Origin of the sequence: Novipirellula methanifontis, assembly GCF_052161655.1 — a bacterium.
Lineage (GTDB): Bacteria > Planctomycetota > Planctomycetia > Pirellulales > Pirellulaceae > Novipirellula.
The window spans coordinates 1,385,372-1,405,337 of the sequence record NZ_CP197418.1; the positions used below are offsets into that span (position 1 = coordinate 1,385,372).

The window sequence follows — 19,966 nt, forward strand, 5'->3', positions numbered from 1 at the left end:
GTAGGGCCGGTTCCTACCGGCCGCTGCCATACATGGCCGATGGAACCGAACATCCACCGGTCGCACTTCATCTGTAACTAATGGCAACTGAACAGCTAATGTCCGCGGCCGGTGGGAATATTTCGTTCGGGGACATGGGTGGCGCTTTGAACAAGACAGCGGGGGGCGGAGAAAGCATAGCTTTCCCCGTCCTCGCTCACCAGCCTCGCGGCTGAAGTGAGCGCAAGCGAACTTCAGCCGCGAGGCTGGTGACGTCGAATTTCGCCAGTCCGCTCGTCGATCTGGGCCACCACAAAACGACAGCAACTGACATCCCAAACGCCGTCCGTTTGAGTCCCACTCAAGCCGATAGGATGGTCCTGGAATGCTTCGCTGATGCGGTACGTCTTCCCCTTCCAACGGAACTGGCCAACCCTGTTGACGCGGCGTGTTTGGTAGCGTTCGCTATACTCGAACGGATCCGTTTTCTCCTGAAAACGTCGCTCACTGATTTGGTATCGCTGCGAAGGTGTTTCCAAATCCAATGCCCCGTGAGGACGCTCCAAGTTGTAGACGTCTCGCCAAAGATCAAAGCACTCTTGAGCTTCCGCCAGCGTGCTCAGTGAGCGATCCTGCAGGGCTTCGAGTTTTAGCGTGCGATGAAATCGCTCCAGCTTGCCGCGGCCCTGAGGATGGTGTGGACGACCGTGAATCACTTCCACATCGTGACGCATCAACCACGCCGTAAAACGTGTGTGACGCATCAAGTGACTACCGCCCCACGGGTTGCCGTTGTCGACGTAAATCGCGTGTGGAAGCCCGTAAATTGCGAACACGTTGCGAAAATGACTTTGCACCGTTTGCCGCGTTTGATTCCCACAAGCGAGGATCCCCAGTGAAAACCGGGAGTGATCGTCCAGCAGGGTTAGCGGGTAACAATAGCTCTTGTTGTTCAGCGCGAACTCGCCCTTGAAGTCAACTTGCCACAGCTCGTTGGGACGCTCTCGCTCGAACCGCGTCCATGGCTTTCGCTTGGCCGATTCAGCGTCACTGATGCGATCATGTCGCTTCAAGACAGCGGCGATCGTGCTGGGCGAAGGAAGCGTTTTTTCACCCATGACTTTGAGCCGCTTGCGAATCTTCAAGCCGCCCCAGGCCGGGTGAGCATCGCGGATCTGCAGCACTTTCTGCTCGATCTCCGCGGGCGTCTGTGTGGGGGATCGGTGAGGTTTTCGCGAGCGATCCACCAAAGGTTCTTCGGCGCAAGCTCGGTGACGCTCTCGCCACTTGTAGCCAGTCTTGCGTGAGATACCAAACCGCTCGCACAACCGGCTAAAATTGACTCCGTCGGCCTCTGCCAAGCGGACAAACTCTTCTCGTTGGGACACTCGATCGAACTCTTTCCAGCCCATACTTGCTCCTAAAAGGAGTAAGTATGATTACTGCAAAAAAGCGCCACCCATGTCCCCGAAAAAGCGCCACCCATGTCTCCGGTCTATACAGGGAACCGGCCCTACTTGGCTGCCGTGGGGGAATTGGATGCTGATCCCGCTTCTGGGACGTGTAGCCACGTCAACTACGAGCAATGCAGCTGGGCGTACTCGCGACGTTTACGAAAAAAAATCGCAAGTGCTAATTCGCGTCCGCCAACGCTGCATCGCTTCGGTTGCGGTAGAGGAATGCGTCGGAGGTTAGTAGGGAGACTAGCAACGCTTTCATGCTGCCGCCGCTCTCTTTGTAGGCGCGGTGCGCTTGCTGCAGTACGGGCGCGTCGTTGAGCGTTTCGTTGCGGCCCATCCAAAAGCGGAAGGCGTGTCGGACGAAGACTTGCTCGGCTCGCTCGCTCTCGGCAAGCCTTTGAATCAACTCGATCGCATTGGCGACTTCGCCATCCAGCGTAGGGTCGCCCGAATCGATAATCTCACCCGTGCTGTCAACGGGTTTGTCGAGCTCCACCTCGCGATACAGACCCGCGTGGTTGTACATCTCAAACGGCAGCCCTAGCGGGTCCATCTTCTTGTGACACGTCCAGCAGTACTCTTCCCGAGTCACCCGCATCCGCTCACGCAACGTGTTCTTGGGCTCATCCGGAAGCATCGCGTCCACCGTGATCGGCACATCGGGAATGCCCCCACCGAGCAGTCGTTCTTGGATCCAGTGGCCGCGGCGGATCGCGTGATTGTCCATGGCGTCGGAGTGAGAAACGAGCCAACTGGGGTGCGTCAGGATGCCCAATCGCTGGCCTTCGGGGGCTGTCGCCAGGATGCGTTCGGGTTTCATCGATCCGTTGCCAAAACTACGCCGACTGACGCGAGCGTAAATCTTCGGCCCCGAAAGGTCTGCTTCGGCAACGTTGTGATTGACGTTTGCTCGCTTCTTCGGTTTCTTTGCCTCGGGCGGTTCCTTGTCTGGGTTGGCCTGCTTCCAAGCCTCGAGCTCGGCCGCCTCTTTCTTTGCCGCTTCGGCCGCCGCCTTCTTCTCCGCAGCAACTGCCGCTGCTATTTCTTCCTTAGAGCGTTTCCGGCCGAAGTAGACATTGTCGGCCTTGGTGGCCACGACCTTGTCGGTCGTTAGCAACTGTTTCAGTACATCCTTGTCCTCTTGCAGGATCAGTTCGATCAGACGGTCCGTGCTAGCCGTTGCGTCGAACATGGCGTTGTAGTGAGCCTGTCCTCGGCTGTTCGCTCCCGTTTCCGTCAGCGCTTTTGTATCTTTGCATATGTAGCCACCAAGGTCGTAGTCGAAGTAGTCGCGGAAGAATCGCAGGATGCGAGGCTTGCGGATACTGTCGTCGGCCAACATCCGCTCAGCTTCACGCTTCACATCCGCCCGGGTGCGCATGCGGCCTTCGACAACGGCACTTCGCAACGTTTCGTCGGGCCGGATGTAGCGCAGTGCATGATTGACCGCCATGCCTAATTCCCAGTCCTGCAGCATGACGCGGCCATACTCGTCCGGTTTGCCGTACTCGGCCAACTCGGGTCGGAACAGTGCGTCGCGATCAAGGAAGATGGATGACAGACCGAGCACGGCGCCGTCTTTCTTGCCGAGCTTTTCGATCGATTGATTGACGATATCCAGGTAGGCGTCGGACTCGGTTTTGCTCGGCGGCCGGAACGTCAGGGCTTCGAACAGGTAGTCGACCGCGGCTCGCAATCGCTCGTCGGTCACGCCGTCTTCCTTCATTAGCTCATAGACCGGCGTCAGTGGACGGACCACCTTGGTGCTGTAGACCAGGCTTGTGGGCAGACCACGAAGATCGCCCTTCATTTTATCGGCGATCGATTTAGGGTCGTCCGTGATCTGATACGGCTGGGCGATACTCAGCGGCCCTTCGGCCATGTAACGAATGATGTCGCCGGCGATGCCCATGATCTGAGTCGCTTCGGCACTGTTGACGGTGTAAAAGTCAGGATAGTTTTCCAGTCCATGATTGCGGGCGGACGACAGAATGGCGGGGACGCTCTTGACGGAGGTGGCGTAGGCGACCGTTCCCCCTTGCCAAAAGATGATGCGATCGGTACCGAAGTACAGTTTCAGTTCGCCGCCGTGGTTGGTGGGAACGACATCGCCATGGGTGCGTAGACCCGGCTTTTCCGGATCGAACTCTGGCTCGGTGTTGATCAGTTCATTGAGCCGGGTGATGTGTTCCTCTGGGGTCACACGCCAGATGCGTGCTGGCGATGATGTCGGTTGCAGCTTGATGCCATCGGGCAGCGAACCGAACAGCAGCTCGTGATCGACGAAGTTGCCTTTGTTGGGATCGAGGTGAAGTTGGAACCCGCCCTTGTTTTGCATGACGCGTGAAAGTTCGCCGACGATCCAGTCGGAGAATTGCAGCCGCTCAATCACCTCGGGCTGTTCCGCATCCTCAGGCGGCATCTCTTTCAAGGTGACCTGCGCCCACACGCTAGTCCAAGTACTGGCGTTGATTTCATCGACAGGTCCCAGGCCTTCGAGCGAGAGATTGCCTTCGGGATCGAACTCGCCATGACAGTCGACACAGTGGTTCGTGAGAAACGATTCCGCGAAGCTGGCATAGTCTTTGTTGACCGGCTGCCCAGGCGTGTAGGTCTGGGCGTTGGCCGCGGGGGCCAGGCTGAACAGAAGGATGGTCAAAGCGAGCAAGAGTGGGATAGGCTTCCAGCCTGTCTTTTCTGCCATGACAGGCTGGAAGCCTATCCCACATTTTTCGCAATACGAAAATCTGACCTTCATCATGCCAACACTTCCTTGAGTGGGCCGTTGCTGTCGTCAAACTTCTTGGCCATCTTGTCGTCCATGTTGAAGCGATCCACGTTCTGACCGGCGGCTCGCAACAGCGACGTGTAGAGCGCGTTAATCGGTCGCTTGCCGTCGAGCTGCGTGAAGCAACCGGATTTGAAGGCGCCGTCGAGGTTGCCCAACAGCATGACGGGCCAGTTGGCACCGTTGGTGTGCTGTTTGTCCGCGTTGTTACTGGTGTAGACGATCAGCGTATTGTCCATCATCGTGCCACTGCCTTCGGGCACGCTATCCAGTTTCTCCATGATCCGCACCAGCATCCGACTGTTGTACTGGCGAATCTTGATCCAGATCGGATTGTCGGGCTGATCCATATGCCCGAGGTTGTGTCCCTGTTGATCGATGCCGAGTCCCTTCCAGGCACCGAAGATCTCGCCACGGCCGGAGCCGATGGTCAACGTATTGGTGATACCCGAGGTGAGCGCCGAGATACCGAGATCCAGCAAACGATCGTGCCAGTCGGTTTCGAACTCTGGCGTCGTGTATCGCTCGTCCACCGTGGGCGCGAATTGTCGCAAGTGATCGGCAACGGTATCGAGGCGATCTCGCAAACCGTTGACGTCTTTGAATCCTTGCACGTATTGGCCGTAACGCTGTTGGTCGGATGCCGGAAGCGATTGGCCCTTAGTGACCGCCAGCATTTCGACCTGACTCATCACACTGGACCGGGCTTCGTGTTGCAGTCGAATGTTTCCCGAGGAGATGCCGCCGTACAGCATCTGGTAAAGATGATTCGGATTGGAATGCATGAAGATCGGCGAACCGGCGCCGCTGGCCGACAGCGTCGCAATCGTCGGCTTGGTCTTCATGTTCTCAATCGAGTCCATGCCGATGCACAGATGAGGCAGCAGCGTCTGCGGCAGTGCCTTGCTCAGTTCATAATCGATCGTCGATGCACTGGGCGGCACCCCGTCACTGCCGCGATAGCCACCGAGCGCGCCGAAGAAGGCGCTGTGCGAGGGACTGGTGTGCATGCCGTGCAGACCGTTGATGATGTGCAGTCGTTCTTTGTAGGGTTCCAGTGCACTGATGGGCTCAGGCAGTTTGGCTTTCGCCAGCGAGCCACTGTGTTTCATCCCAGTGGGAATACAGGTCTTCGGATCGAAGCCCTGGTTCTGCATGAAGAAGACGATCCGCTTTGGAGTCGTGTTGCTGGCGGGCGATGCCAAGAGTCGCTCGGAAACAAGCGAGCCACCCAATGCGGCACCGGTGCTGGCTGCGATTCCTTGCAGCAATTTTCTACGACTGAGCATGATCAATCTTTCAACGTGTTAAACGGCCGATTGTCTTTTCTGGGAATGTCTGAGGGGGAGGTGTTGATCCGTACAGACTTTTGCTTCGCGAAGTCACTCGCCCCGCCGCCGGGGAAGGTGGCAACGGCACGCAATCGTGATCCGAATTTCAGTGGGGAAGGATGGGGGCAGGATTGGTTGATAGATGCGTGAGGCAACGTATTTATTCCAACTATCCACGTATTTATTCTAACTATCCACTGAAACGCCGCAACAGACGTATTTTACAGGCTTTACGACGGGACCTTTCTATCGCATATATCGCGATTTCGGGCACTTCTCGGTAATCGACACCACTGGTTCCGTGGCTCCTGCCCAACGCCGTGCACGATTTCCTGGTAGCTACCTTCGCCAGAAGGTGGTGATTCGCATTTGCACGCCAACAATCCACGCTCTGGCGAGCGTAGCTACAAAACGCAAATGCTGCACTACGTCGCTGAAAGACGAACAAGTTTTTTTCGGATTCCGCCACGATCGTGACCTATGTTTCAAAGGGGATACCCCCGAATCCAGCGGTTACCGCTGCGCGATGACGGTTCAGAACTCGAGAAAAACAGACCATGAACGACTCCAATTTGCAGGCGGCTCAGGAAGCGTTTGCTTCCGCCCTCCTTCCAATCGCCCTTCTTGCAGTCGTGCTATTTATCGGCTTGTTCTTGGTGGTGGGCTATTCGATGAAATTTGCCCTCGCAGTCGCTGGGGCGGGGAAATTTGGGTTTTGGAAATCGATCGGAATCGTGTTCGCGACGACGATGGCAAGCTCGTTTGTGTCGATGGCGATCATGCTAGCGATGACTGGTGAGCCGATCGCGGGGTTGATCGCCTGCGTGTTCTCGATTGGCACGTACGTGATGATCATTTCGGCAATCAGCCACTGCAGTGTCGGGCGTAGCGTCGCGACCTATTTTCTGAATGGAATTTTCAGCGCCATCGGTATGATCCCGTTGGCCATGATTTTGGTTGTGGGCGTGATGATCATCAGCTCGACGAGCAACTTGAGTGGTCTGGACTTCGAAAAATTCAAATCCGATTTAGCGAACTCTCGCGGCAATGTCGCTGGCGAGTCGTTTGGGAGTGTCTCAGGCGAACCCGTATTCGAGAACAGCATGGATGGTTTCGAGGTCCAGCAAGTCAGTGGGCAGGGATTCGGATATGGCTACGAATCCGGCGAAGTCGATAGCGATGCAGCGTCCAGTTCACCGCAACAATTACCAAGTGTTATGCCCGCGAGCGATTCGTCGGGTGGTTTGTTTGACCAGTTTTTCACGGACGAGAAAACGAGTCCCTACCCAACACCGACATACAAAGAATGCCAAGGCAGTTGTCCCAATCAACCACCAAAGCCTCCCAAGCGTTCCAGCCCCGTATCGAGCGGCGTCCAATCCAACCCCTTCGCCAAATAGTCGCCGTATCGTCGCCTTTTGCTCCGCAAAAGTAGCGTTTACTGCAGCGAACTTTCGCAGAGTGTCTAGGGATCCAAAAAACCTCATTTTTGGAATTGAGTATCTCAAGACGAGCTGATCGCAATGCTCTACGATACGGGTGTCGACAACGATCCGAAGTATTTGGAGCGAACGATCTTCGGCCCCATCCGGGGTCCGCGTTTTTTTCCGAGTTTGGATAGTGGAGGTGCGTTGCTTCGCAGCGACCTCCGGCTATTGTCTGAAACCACGTCGCGGTGACCGCGACATAAGATCCCTGATTCCCACGTCCAAGAGACTTCGAGGCGATTCCCGTATTCGAACTTCGTCTGAAATAGCAATAAGAGGGTATCCGAAAAGGGGTCTGACCCTTTGGAAGCGAGTCGTTTTTGTTGAGTTTTTTGCCTCGCCGAAGAGGGTCAGACCCCTTTTCGGATACCCTCTTATTGCAACGCAACAAAGGCAAAGACATGATGTCCGACAATCGTCAAGGTCCGATTCCATCGGTGGACGCTGCGAATATGGCCAGTCAGTTGCAAACCATCCGGCAGCGACTCGACCATTTTGGCACGTTCCAGATGCCAGTCTTGGATACGGGGCTTTACCCGGCGGCAAACGTTGCGGGCAGCGAGCGTGAATACACTAATTACCAGTTGGTGTGGGTGCGCGACAATATTCATATCGCCCATCAGATGTTGGTGATTGGCAACGACGCCGCCGCCGTTCAAACGGTCGAGGCGTTGTGCCGCTTCTTTGCAAAGTATCGCCACCGTTTGCAGCCCTCGTCTGACAAGCAACTTGAAATCGACCGTCCGCATATTCGTTTTGATGGGCGAACCCTCTCGGAACTTGATTCGGACACTCCGTCGGGCGCAGGCTGGAACCACAAGCAGAACGATGCCCTCGGGTACTACGTGTGGTTATTCGCCAAACTTGTCACTCGTGAAAAGCTGCGACCGACGTCGGAACAACTGCAAATACTCGTACTGTTGATCCACTTTTTTTCGCGGATCGAGTACTGGCAAGACGAAGACAGTGGGCATTGGGAAGAATGGCCAAAAATCGAGGCTTCGAGCATCGGGGTGGTGGTCGCTGCGTTACAAGCAGTGCAGGAAATGCTTGAGATTCCTAGTGTGCAAGAAACGCTGCATAACCATGGCATCGATCGCGGTTTTCTCGAAAAACTTATCCAGCCAGGCGCCGCAGCACTTCATGAAATCCTACCCAACGAGTGCATTCAAGGTAATGGAAAACAGCGTGATGTCGACTCAGCACTCTTGTTCTTGATCTATCCGCTGGGGCTTGTTCAGGGAGCCATAGCCGATGAGATCCTGGCGCGGGTGACATCTCAGTTACAGGGCGAGATTGGCATTGCTCGCTACAAGCACGACAGTTTTTGGTCGCCGGAATACAAGCAACAATTTGCCGAAAAGGATCGCACCGATGCCGTGTCCGCCGATGATAAACGCCGCTATCTAGAAGTCCAGCGAGGAACCGAAGCACAGTGGTGCATCTTTGACTCAATCATTTCATGCATTTACGCTCAGCGATTCGAAGCGTCCGGCGATCCGGAGGACTTAGCGTTGCAACTGCGTTATTTGAATCGCTCGCTACAACAGCTCACTTCCCTCGATAGTCCCTTCGGTGCATACAAATGTCCCGAAGCGTACTACATCGAGGACTTGGACACGGGCGTCTGGGTACCTAACGACTCCACGCCACTGCTGTGGAGTCAAGCCAATCTGCGTCTCGCACTCCACTTCGCCGAGATCACCGCAAAACGATTGACATGACGGTAGTGGACGAGGCTACGAGTCCCGGATCATCGTAGTGGACGAGGCTACCAGTCCCCGCGACTTAAGGCACGAACGGACCTGTAGCCTTGTCCACTACAGTAAAGCGAAAATACAGTTAGCGGCTACTCTTCAATTGGACGGCGAGTTCGGGGATCTTTGCTTGGATATCCGCGACAACAAGATCACACATTCGGGTCGCTCCGAGTGCATTGAAATGAGTGTTGTCAGAGTTGCCCTTGGGAAAGCGACTGTATTCGCCTGGAACCGTCCAGATGAACAGTTGCTCCGAACGCTCTTTGCCAAGCCGCTCGAGCAGTTCGCGCGATCGGAGCGTCATGTCTAACAGAGGCACATCGATCTCGTTGGCGAGCTTGCGAACCGCGTCGGGATAATCGCCATGGGTAGGTTGCAGTATACCTTCGTCATCGAAATTTCGTCGGACCACGGGAGTCGCCAGAATAGGAATCGCACCGAGTTCGCTCGCTTCCCGTGCAAAACGCCGAAGATTTTCGGTGTAGGTGCCGAATGGATCAGTGTGGCGGGCCTGATCGGATTTTTCGTCATTGTGTCCGAACTGAATGATCACATAGTCGCCCGGCTGAATCCGCTGCAGAACCACATCCCAGCGTCCTTCGCTACGAAAACTTTTTGAGCTGCGTCCATTCGCAGCGTGATTATCGATCGTGACGTTTGGACTGAAATAGAGCGTCAGCAATTGGCCCCAGCCTCGCTCGGGATTTTCAGGGATCAGCGGTTTGTCGGCCATCGTCGAGTCGCCAATCATGAAAATCGTGATCGCTTCGGCCGCCGTCGCGTCCGACGGCAAATGGGCAACGCTGCTCAGCAAGGCAACCATTGCAATCCAGCGAGGTAGCCTGTTCATGTTTCGGTGTGTCATGGTGTTTCTCTTGTTTCGTTCTATTAGAGTCGACCCGACGATTGTATCGAATGAATGTCGAGATCCAATCCGTAGCGAAAATCGCCAAGGATTTTGATGTTTCGACCTTACCGATTTTGATAGTGATCCGTTAGGCCCATTCGAATGGATCGCGTGAGTCGTGATCGATTACACTATTTGTATCTTGTCTGAAATAGTGTCACCGGAAACGTGTAGAGGAAATACAACATGAATGCTCGCACGCTTTGTACACGATGCCGATTCTCTGGGGCGACTGTGTGTCTTTTCTTGCTTGTCACTTGCATGGTGGGGCGAGCTTCCACCTCCCTACTGTTCGCGCAGGACGACCACAATCCACCCCAGTCAGAAGATCCATTGGCGATCCAGTTGCTGGAAATGGATTTGATTGCAGCGGCAAAAGTTCTGATGAGGCATGACTTGGATGACGACGGGCAGTTGAGCGAATCAGAGTGCGAGAGGCTGAAATGGAGCAGCGAAGACATTCGTCCCTATGATCTCAATCGCAGCGGCGATCTACAGCGAGTCGAAATTACACTCAAGTTCGCTGCCGAACGTGAGAAAGCAGGGATCGTTCAGATGGACTCCATCCTGGCCGACCGTTACACCAATCGATACGACAGTAACCGCGACGGGAAGTTGCAGCTTGAGGAGCTGGAGGACAACACGTTTTCTGATCAGATCGATTCCTACGATCGAAATTCCGACGACGAGCTTTCTCCCGATGAATTGATTCGCGGATTGGCGTTTGAACGCAAGTTTCGCGACGAGCTTGGAATCAAGGGCTGTGATCAAGGCGGTGCGATGTCGCTGATCAACCGTGGCGACGCCAATGGGGATCGTCAGTTAGCCAGTGACGAATTGGATACAGTGGACTTGGGTTCGGCAACGATGAAGTTTGATCGAAACAATAATCAATTGTTGTCCGTATCAGAGCTGGCGGAATATTTGGCGGATCGTCGCAAGCAAATGGGACTGACGCCATCTGACCAACTACTCGCACGCAACGTGATCAGGAAAGCCGATTCGGACAATGATGGATTCATTCCGGCGAACCTGTTTCGGCAAGCCGACAGCGACTTGGACCTCGGCAGCCCCGACGAGAACAGTGATGGAAGTTTATCGCTGTTAGAGATGGAAAAGTATTTGGCGAAACGACGCAAGCATTTGGGATTTGACGACGAAGCTGCCCAGAGAGCGTCAATTTTGATTGCAAGAAATGATTCCAACTCAGACCGTAAGCTTTCCGAGTCGGAATTGGTCGCCAGCGGTGCGAACCGCGACAGCCCTCTGTCACCGCACAAACTTAAATTAATTGATCAAGATGGCGACACGGCCATCGACATGAAAGAACTCGCTCGTTTCATACAGAAAACGGGTCGATGATGATCGTGTCGCCGCCGCCCGCCTGCTGAGCGAGAATAGACGAGGCGGGAGTCTCGAATGCAGTGCGTTCCCGGGCAGGAGTTTCTAGTAGCTACCTTCGCCAGAAGGTGGTGATTCGCATTGGACGCCACCAATCCACGCTCTGGCGAGCGTAGCCACGAAACGCACATGCTGTAGTTTGCTGCCTAATATTTGTTCACAGCGTTGGGCAGGAGCCTGAAAAGGATCGCTTTTTGGTAGTGCCAAGTCGTTCTGCGTCCGGCACTTCACTTTGCAGTGATCACAGCGAAGCGGCGGACTGCTAACCACAACGTCGTCTCGGAAACTTCGTTAATCGTCGGCGAGGGGGCCGATCGACAGTTGTCCGTGAAGGTCAACAATCGTACCGTGGATGCGGAGCTCCCCTTTAGCATCGATGGTGCCCTTGCCGGCCCGAATTGTGATGCCTGATCCGATGGTCAACGAATCGTCCGCAGAGATCGCGTGTCCCGCCACACTGATGCCGTCGTCGGGGTCGGGATCAAAACGGGGCATCACTACGGTGCCGTTGCCTTGCAAACGCGACAATCGCTCGGGTTCATTATCGTAGAAATGAAGGCGACTGTTGGGACCTACCAGCGTGATGGTTGAGTTGAGGGTTAGGTCTCCTTGCACGATGATAGAGGCGTTAGGCTCATCGCCATCGACTCCTTGGACAAACAGGGGAATGGAAACCGTCGATTCAACAAGCAGCAGACCCTTCGCATAAGCGACGGCACCCTCGGATCCAGTAATCGAGGTGCCCTCTGGAACGCTGTAAATCAGCACTCGGCCGGCTTGCGGTTCAAGATCAAGAACACCGGGACTGCTGATGACGTGTTGCAGTTCGACGACGGCACCAGCTTCGGTTTCAATGGAACCTTGATGAGTCATCCACTGTAGCGAGCCGCTCTTGCCACCAAGCGTGATGTCTGGCCCCACCGTTGCAACGGTCCCTCCGATGATGCCAGAAATGCGGTGAGGCGAAAAACTGCTGTCGAGTTTAACAATTGAATCTCCAAACAAGACGCTTCCTGATCCGCCCAGATGGACTTGTTGCGATTGCGGGGTATCACGAAGTTGAATCTGGCTATTGCGATAAACAATGTCGTTTGGATTTGTATCGTCCGTTGTCGACAACAGGGTGACCGTTGTGTTCACGATCAGCTCCTTTTCGACTACCAATACGGTGCCGAGCACACTGGTTGGCAGATTGAGCGTCACGTTCGTCAGACGAGTCACACCGACATCGGAAATCTCCGTAGCCGCGTGACCCAATTTGGCGAACTGCTCGAAAATCAGTTCGCTGTCGCCAACGCCGTCAATGACAATGTCTTCGGCCTCGAAAATCAGTACCTTGCCATCGGTCGAGTTGATGACGATCGGCTGTCCGCCACCCTTTAGCCCGCTTGCTGCGATGGTACCGCCATCAGTCGCGGTTATCGTTCCGTTGTAACGAACGGACCCCGCGAAGATGCCATTTTGCCCGCGCACTTCAATTCGGGGATCGAGCGTTGCACCTCGCAGATCGGCTTGAAATAGATTGCCGTAGGGGCGAGTTGCCGTTCCGGCAAAGACAATTTGGCCGTCACCCGTGACCGATGCGTCGTCGTCTAGTTCCAGAATCGCGCGGTCATCGTCGCTTCCTTCCAAACGGATTTGACCACCCACCGTGATTCCGTTTGTCAGCTTGAGACTTGCTCCCGCATCAATGCGGACGTCCACCCGCAATTCCATTGAGCTCCATTCTTGAGAATCACTGATTCGCACAAATGAATCGTCAACGCCCGTGACCTTCATTGGCTTTACATCCACCAGTTTTACCGAACCGGTAGGCGAATCAATTGTAAGGCCTGCGACGGAGCCCACGTCTTGCAGGACAATGTTGCTGTCTGGGCCACCCACGATGGTTCCTGCAAAGTCGAATCCAACTCCGCCGCTTGTACGTAACCAACCTTGATTGCCGCGAATAGTGATTCCGGAGCCAATCGAGGCGGTCTCTCGTAACGTTGGCACACTTCCAATACCGGTCTCGATTCGTTGTCGATCCGTAGGTTCTCCATCGAAAGTGATGTTGGCATTTCCATCGACAACGACTCCACTGAGCAAATCGATTCTGGCGAAAGCACCATCCACGCTACGAATGGAAACATCGGCGTTGAAAGTAACGTGGTCTTCGACTGCTAAACGTGCTGTCACGAGCACGGGCGAATTAAGGATCACGCGTTCGAGTGGATCATTGGCATCTTTGAATTGAAGTGGCGATGTACCTTGGTTGCGAACGGTGATGTCTTTCAAAGTGTCGATTTCGACCCGGCCGATTGAGGTGTTGAGATTCAAATCAAGTACGCCGTCGTCCGAGCCTAAACCCGACAGTAAGATCTTTCCCGCACTATCGCCTCCGTCATCGGTCACACGGGCTTCCAAGTCAAGATTTGAGTTTCCTCGGATCGTCCCTTGTGAGCCGCGGATCGTAAGCGTGTTAGCAATTTTTACGAATCCGGTACCTTGGGCTTCGATCACGCTGGTGCGATCCCCGTCGCCCGCCAAGGCAAACTCGCCACGTCCAGTGACATCTTGCCCGTCGATGAACGTGACACTGGCTGGAAAAGTATTGCCCGTGCCACGGATCGTGATCGTGTCGTTCAGCTCTAAGCCGCCTGTAACACGTAGGTTGCCCTGCGTTTCAATCGCGATGGGTAGATTGATGATCGCGTTCTCGACATTCATCCTTACTGCATCGATGCGACCCAGTCCCGTTCGAGATGTATATAACACATCGCTGGATACGCCTGCACCATTGATACGCAATACGCCGCGATCAACCGAGATCGTGTTTGCTTGAATATTGCTGGGGGAGTCTAGTTCGCCGCGCAGTGTCAGGTGTTCCACCGTCACGAGATTGCCAAACGGACCCTGAACAACGATACCCTCGGGAACATCAATGAGCACGGTGTCGGTCTCGGTTGGCACTTCACCGGATTGCCAATTCTCGGGGTCGCTCCAGTTGCCGCCTGCGGGATTGTTCCAAATGGCTGTTGGAGTCAGATAACGCAAGGGGATGCTGCGTATCTGATCGCCGACCGCGTTGCCCGTCGGTGTGGAGATGCGGTTTTCGTCAACGTTTAGCTGGTAGTCGCCTTCGGGGATATCGTTATCAAACTCGAACCGCAGAGTACCGCTGGTTGCATCGGTTGTGATGCTGGTCGGATTAAATCGACGCGAAGCATCCGAGTTGTCTACGAGTGAGATGCTTTCAGGATCCAAAAACAGATCGTCGACAGGTGTGGACATTTTGACTTGAATCAATCGATCACCTACCAGCACGGAACGCTGGGGGGAAACCGCTAGCAGTTCCGGTTTGGTTCGATCGACGGTCAATGTGAATTCGACCGGTGCCGCGGTTGAGTTCGCAAATTCGACATGTATCTTGTGCTCACCATCCGGAAGCGTGCTGCCGAAAAACGAATCAATCTGCTCCTTGGTCAAACTGGCTTTGTTGTCGACGAACAAGTCAGTGATGTCGTGCAAGGCGGGGGCGTCGCCAATACGAAACTGCACCTTTTGGCTTCCGAGGTCACCGAGAGCAACAAATAAGTCAATCGCGTAATCGTTACTTTGTAAGTCGAACTGTAAAGCTTCGCTGGCGATCGGAGCCGAGTCAGACGCCAATTTCGCGGCTAACAAAGGTGTGGGGATTGACAAACGATTAATGATGTCCAACGCATCGATCGCGGTACCCACCCCGTCTCGATTGACATCGATAAAGGTGCCGATGGACTGAGACGGATCGGCCGTTCCACGTTCCGAACGTCCCAATGCATTGATGATTTGTAGCGCATCAAGTGGCGACACCACACCATCACGCGACACATCGAGCGGCTGTAGCGAGTTTGTCCCAAATGGATCGGCGGCCAAAAGCTGCCTGCATTCCAGTGATTCGATGACAAGAGAATGGCGGTGTTTTTTCATCGCAACTGGCTAATCTATTCGAGGGTGACAACGGAACTCGAAACCGATAATAGTTGCCGCAGAGGGGGTGTCAATGCAAACCGAAATGGGGCTGGTTTCCCTGACGCAATTAGTTCCAGCCAGTGATTTTTGCAGCCGAGGCAGCCTTCTGGGGATTAAGGGCCAGAACGTATGTCTGCGTGTAAAGAGACAATAAGATTTTCGCTGAAGGGGTTTTTGGGGCTTTCATTTGGGGGCGTGCGGAAGTTGGAATGCTGCGGTATTTTGGCGGCTGAATTTGCTGTCGGTTATCGACGTTTATTGCTCGGAAGGCTCTTTGATGGAACAAGCCAGCGCCCTTGTGCCTGCGATTCTGCTGCTGGTCATCGGAATTCTTTCGATCGTGTTGACGCGGCGACTTGGGCTCAGTCCGATCGTGGGATACATGGTTGGCGGATTGTTGATCGGCGAACATGCGCTGGGATGGATCGTCGAGAGCCCGACAACGCATTTGTTGGCCGAACTGGGCGTGGTCTTTTTGCTGTTTGACATCGGATTGCATTTTTCGCTCCAGCATATTTGGGACGCACGTCGTGACATCTTTGGGCTCGGCCCGATCCAAATCGTGCTTTGTGTGATCGCGTTTGCAGGGATCGCTTTGCTGTTCGGATTCTCGTTTGAAATCGCACTGCTTGTCGGTGGTGCACTCGCCCTGTCGTCGACTGCGGTGGTGCAGCCGACACTTCAGGAACGACGACAAAACAATTGTCCGGTGGGACGCACGGCGACCGCGGTGTTGATCCTGCAAGACGTGTTTGCGATCTTTCTGTTGATCCTGGCCGCATCGCTGCAACACGATTCTACGGGTGATGCCGCCCCAGGGCTGGCAGCAACCATTGGCTTGGCGGTCGCCAAGGGAACGATCGCATTTGGAATCGCGGTGCTCCTGGGCCGGTTTGCCATCCGCCGACTTTTTCACGTGATCTCACGTACGAAGAACGAAGAAATCTTTACCGCCATTTCGCTGCTGATCGTGTTGGCGATGGCAGCGGCAAGCGGTTGGGCGGGGCTTTCGCTCACGCTCGGTGCCTTTCTCGGAGGCATGATGCTTTCGGAAACGCCCTTTCGACATTTAATTCGAACCGAGGCGAAACCGTTTCGTGATTTGCTGCTAGCCTTCTTTTTTATCGCGATTGGCATGTCGCTCGATTGGCATGTCTTGTTAACCGCTTGGTGGCAAATTTTGGTGTTTGTGGCCGTGATTGTCATGGTCAAAGCGGTTGCGATCTCGTTGTCCGCACGTGTCGTGGGATGGTCGGTACCGGGGGCGATGCAACTCGGTTTTTTGTTGGCGCAAGGTAGTGAGTTTGTGTTCGTCATTTTGTCGATGCCGGCGGTCCGTTCGGCGTTTGGCGAATCATCTGTGAGCATCGTCTTTATTGGCGTCGCGATTTCGTTGGCGTTGACCCCGACGATCACCGAGTTTGGCAATCGATTAGCAAGATTCATTCGCAATCGACTGACCGCCCAGGTTCCGTCGTCAGAGACCACGCCGCTGGAAACGGTGGCTCCGGTGATTCTGTTTGGCATGAACGAATTTGGCCGTGCGGTGGCTGATGCACTCGAAGCGTTTCAAATCAGATACGAAGCGATTGAGAACGACTATGATCGGTTCACCGCGGCCAGTGTCGATGGTTACCAAGTGACGTACGGCGACCTGCACGATCTGCGTCTAGCCCAAACGATGTCGATGAATGAGCGATCGTCGATTGTGATTGCCGACGCCCGGCTTGACGTTTCGCAACAATTGATGCCGATTGTCCGCGAGCGGTTTCCGAATCTGACACGGTTTGTCTCCATCGAAGACCCGGCGCAGTCGGCTGCGTTTGAATCGATCGGGATGAATCCCGTCGTCAATCAGGGCGGCATCGTGGGTCTTTCGCTAGCCCAAGCGGTGCTAGAATCACAAGGCGTTGACGAAGGGAAAATCGATGATTGGCTGACGCGACGGCGTCAGGAGTCGGAGCTTGAAGCGACAACGATTTCGTAGGTTTAGGACATTGAGCCAACGCCCCATCCGCTGATTCTGAAACCAAGACGCAATCCTTTTCTAGGCTGACGCAGGCCTCTTTTAGGAAGACGCGGGCCTCTTTTGCGCTGACGCGGACATCCTCTTCTCGACTTTCGGGTTAAATCGCATATCATGGGGTGGCTAGACCCCCATTCCGGGGATTCTGAGTGGATAGGCGGTGCTCGAATCGGTGGAATAGATGAGTCAACGTGACCCGGTGCATGTGGATGAACTGAATATCCAACAACTTAGGACGCTGTGCGTCGTGGTGGATCTTGGCAGCTATTCCGCCGCATCCCAAGCGATGGGGCTCTCCACTCCTTCACTGTGGGCCAGGATTCGTGCACTGGAGACTTGTTACGGCGCAACGTTGTTTCACAAACGAGGCCGCCGGATCCTGGCTACGCCGGAGGCGATTCGACTTTGCGAGGCCGTCCGACCCCTCATCGCCGGATTGGAATCAACGTTCGAACTCGTCGGCCCGGCTGCGCAGGCGCGGCCGCAACGGATCACGTTGTTGACCGGGATTCGCATGGCGTTGGAGGAACTTTGCCCCGTGCTGACCGATTTCTGTGATCGGCATCCGCAGATCACGCTGTGTTGGCAACACGCAGGTAACCAAACTGCTCAAGAAATGTTGGTGGCGAATGAGGCGGATATGGCGGTCATGCTGGAACCTTCTGCTGCTCAGCGGCATCGCCAAGTCACAATCGAGCACGCCTACGAGATCGAATACCTCGCGGTCATGCCGCTGGGCCATCCGTTGGCGGAATCGGCGATGCGTTGGACTGACTTGGTCGCCTATCCGTTGATCACGGGAAACACAGGTGCGTTCGTGCGAATCGCACTCGATAGTGCACTCGCACAACGGGACCTCTCCGAAAAGTATCGAGTGCGGGTCGAGACCGACAATAGTGCGGTGACGATCGCATGCGTCCGAGCCGGACTCGGTATTGGTGTTATCGCCGGTCGCATTGACGGTGCCCTGCTGAGTGGATTGTGCTTCCGCTCGCTGCGTCACACACTCGGCACCGCCCGCGTCGCCGTCGCATGGAAACGCGGTGTGATCTTGCCCGAACTGCTAAGCGAACTCAAGCAAGCGATCTGCACCGCGTAGGCGAATTTGAAGCCGATCAGATCTGACCGCCAGGTTTTCGTTCTTTGGATGCTTTCTCGTCTTCGAGACGTGTCTTCTCGACTTCGGCTTCATAGGCTTCGATATCTGACTGCGAAACTTTGATTGCGGTGTCGCGAGGACCTCCACATCCAACGATGGGAGAGACAGCCAGGACAGCGACAAGCAGGAAAAGTGAAAAATTACGGTTCATAGCGTTGTATTGATTCCATGCAGGATAGGTGGGGTTGGAACAGATTCTCAAAAAGCAACGCCGGAGCCATAGCCCAGGCGTTGCTTGATCTCGTCAGTAAGCGTTTAGCTTTGAATTCGCGGTTAGAATTCAGTGTTGATCACTTCCTTGTTGGCGCGTGTTCCCAACGCTCCCCACAAACCATACGGACTTTGTGATCCGGCGGGTGGGCCCAATATCGCTAGAGCAACCGAAGAGCTATTGAGATTTAATCCGGGATTGCCCGTGGTACTTTCCCCCGCTTCGATCGAGTCGGTGATGAATTTAACCGCGCCGTCGGACATCAATACGTGAGCACCGCCCTGGTGTCGACTGCTCGCTGAACCGGCGGCGGTATTGTAGACCGCATTGGTGGCACAAAGCTCGGTGTTGGGCGGCAGGATCGTAAACATGATTCCCATGGTTGGCGCCGTTTGAGCCCACGAGTAGCCTCGGCCATAAATGGAACTCAATTGAGTCCCCGTGATACCCGTGCTTTTCCAGAACTGGGGACGCAGTGGATCGATGTCACCGCGACAATAGAGCGGGTTATCCGCAAGATTGCCGGTCGCCCCACCCTTGTTGTAACCGCGAGTTCGAATGTCGTTGTCGCCGAGGTCGCTCGCGATTTCGCCCATCATGATCGTGTTCGCGGTTCCGTCGAGGATATCGCGAAAACCAGTTTTCATGTGCGTCATGAAAACACCGCGAAGATCCGCTTGAGCGTTGATGGATCGCCATTGGGAAATGTTGGCCAAGTTCGCATTGTCTCGGTTTCCGACCAACACCGAGCCGCTGACGACCGAGTCGCCCAGACACGCTACATAGTTCGTACGTCCCAACGCAGGCAAACCGACGCCAGGATCACTCGGGCAACGAAACCCTGCTACTTCGGTCATCCAAGGAACGTAGTTGATGTTCTCGGGACTGGGGCCCATCGCAGGCCAAGTTCCGCCGACGATGCTTGGGTTACTGATTTGCTCCCACAGTGCTTGCTGCTCGACGAACGGAGTGAGCCCCACCAGGACGCTCAATCGCAGCACGTTCGTATTCAACGACGACGCGGCTGTAAAACTCGCTCCCGTCGGTGCCACGGTGCCCGATCCATGAATTGGCAACTGATTGAATGCGGCGGCATAGTTATGCATTCCTAAGCCGATCTGCTTAAAGTTGTTGCTGCAACTCATTCGGCGAGCCGCTTCGCGTGCCGCTTGCACGGCTGGCAACAGCAATCCCACCAACACGCCGATGATGGCGATCACAACCAGCAATTCCACCAGCGTGAAAGCTGGACGTCGATGATAGTTCTTAATCATTCTATTACTGACTCCGAGTAAAGCGACGAGGATGAAAAAAAGGTGGATAGGCGTCCCGTCGCGGCCAACCCGACCTATGAAAACCAACCTCTCAGCTTTGAGGGTTACCCGCCGATTGCGATTTCTGCGTTATCGTTTCCGACCGTGACGCTTCGCTGATTGGCGGGGCTGTTTCCCTTTTTTGCTGCAG

General features: G+C 54.9%; 12 protein-coding genes. 5 read left to right on the forward strand and 7 right to left on the reverse strand.

Translation table 11 applies throughout. From position 1 onward, the window contains the following. Window positions 1-233: 233 nt before the first annotated feature. The 3 genes from SH528x_RS04870 to SH528x_RS04880 all read right to left on the reverse strand — a co-directional run bounded on the left by SH528x_RS04870 (window position 234) and on the right by SH528x_RS04880 (window position 5,516). Complete coding sequence (locus tag SH528x_RS04870; protein WP_442505492.1) at window positions 234-1,367, reverse strand: IS481 family transposase; 1,134 nt, start codon at window positions 1,365-1,367, stop codon at window positions 234-236. A gap of 244 nt (window positions 1,368-1,611) precedes the next feature. Continuing rightward, entirely contained in the window at window positions 1,612-4,200 is a 2,589-nt protein-coding gene (locus tag SH528x_RS04875) for a DUF1588 domain-containing protein (protein ID WP_442509404.1), read from the reverse strand. Further along, window positions 4,197-5,516: a DUF1552 domain-containing protein gene (locus tag SH528x_RS04880; RefSeq protein ID WP_442509405.1), complete on the reverse strand. Its 1,320-nt coding sequence runs from the start codon at window positions 5,514-5,516 to the stop codon at window positions 4,197-4,199. The genes SH528x_RS04875 and SH528x_RS04880 overlap by 4 nt, the downstream gene beginning before the upstream one ends. A 599-nt stretch (window positions 5,517-6,115) precedes the next feature. Here SH528x_RS04880 and SH528x_RS04885 point away from each other — a divergent pair. Continuing rightward, window positions 6,116-6,958, forward strand: coding sequence for a hypothetical protein (locus SH528x_RS04885; RefSeq protein WP_442509406.1), 843 nt, complete (start codon window positions 6,116-6,118; stop codon window positions 6,956-6,958). Between the two features lie 464 nt (window positions 6,959-7,422). Then, window positions 7,423-8,769, forward strand: a complete 1,347-nt coding sequence (locus tag SH528x_RS04890) for a glycoside hydrolase family 15 protein (RefSeq protein ID WP_442509407.1) — start codon at window positions 7,423-7,425, stop codon at window positions 8,767-8,769. A 118-nt stretch (window positions 8,770-8,887) separates the two neighbouring features. Here SH528x_RS04890 and SH528x_RS04895 read toward each other — a convergent pair whose 3' ends face one another. Further along, window positions 8,888-9,670, reverse strand: a complete 783-nt coding sequence (locus SH528x_RS04895) for a rhamnogalacturonan acetylesterase (RefSeq protein ID WP_442509408.1) — start codon at window positions 9,668-9,670, stop codon at window positions 8,888-8,890. A 228-nt stretch (window positions 9,671-9,898) separates the two neighbouring features. On the opposite strand from SH528x_RS04895, the gene SH528x_RS04900 reads away from it, so the two are divergent. Further along, window positions 9,899-11,074: a hypothetical protein gene (locus SH528x_RS04900; protein WP_442509409.1), complete on the forward strand. Its 1,176-nt coding sequence runs from the start codon at window positions 9,899-9,901 to the stop codon at window positions 11,072-11,074. Window positions 11,075-11,404: 330 nt separating this feature from the next. On the opposite strand, the gene SH528x_RS04905 is transcribed toward SH528x_RS04900, so the two are convergent. Then, window positions 11,405-15,064, reverse strand: coding sequence for a dockerin type I domain-containing protein (locus SH528x_RS04905; protein ID WP_442509410.1), 3,660 nt, complete (start codon window positions 15,062-15,064; stop codon window positions 11,405-11,407). A 319-nt stretch (window positions 15,065-15,383) separates the two neighbouring features. On the opposite strand from SH528x_RS04905, the gene SH528x_RS04910 reads away from it, so the two are divergent. Together SH528x_RS04910 and SH528x_RS04915 are read left to right on the forward strand one after the other, a co-directional pair. Then, window positions 15,384-17,093: a cation:proton antiporter domain-containing protein gene (locus SH528x_RS04910; RefSeq protein WP_442509411.1), complete on the forward strand. Its 1,710-nt coding sequence runs from the start codon at window positions 15,384-15,386 to the stop codon at window positions 17,091-17,093. A gap of 220 nt (window positions 17,094-17,313) precedes the next feature. Further along, window positions 17,314-18,231 carry a LysR family transcriptional regulator gene (locus SH528x_RS04915; protein WP_442509412.1) on the forward strand — a complete coding sequence of 306 codons (918 nt, stop codon included), beginning with the start codon at window positions 17,314-17,316 and terminating at the stop codon, window positions 18,229-18,231. A gap of 16 nt (window positions 18,232-18,247) precedes the next feature. Here the strand turns inward: SH528x_RS04915 and SH528x_RS04920 are convergent, their stop codons facing one another. Both SH528x_RS04920 and SH528x_RS04925 read right to left on the reverse strand, forming a co-directional pair. Beyond that, window positions 18,248-18,442: a hypothetical protein gene (locus tag SH528x_RS04920; protein WP_442509413.1), complete on the reverse strand. Its 195-nt coding sequence runs from the start codon at window positions 18,440-18,442 to the stop codon at window positions 18,248-18,250. A gap of 122 nt (window positions 18,443-18,564) precedes the next feature. Continuing rightward, window positions 18,565-19,776, reverse strand: a complete 1,212-nt coding sequence (locus SH528x_RS04925; RefSeq protein ID WP_442509414.1) for a DUF1559 family PulG-like putative transporter — start codon at window positions 19,774-19,776, stop codon at window positions 18,565-18,567. Window positions 19,777-19,966: the final 190 nt, after the last annotated feature.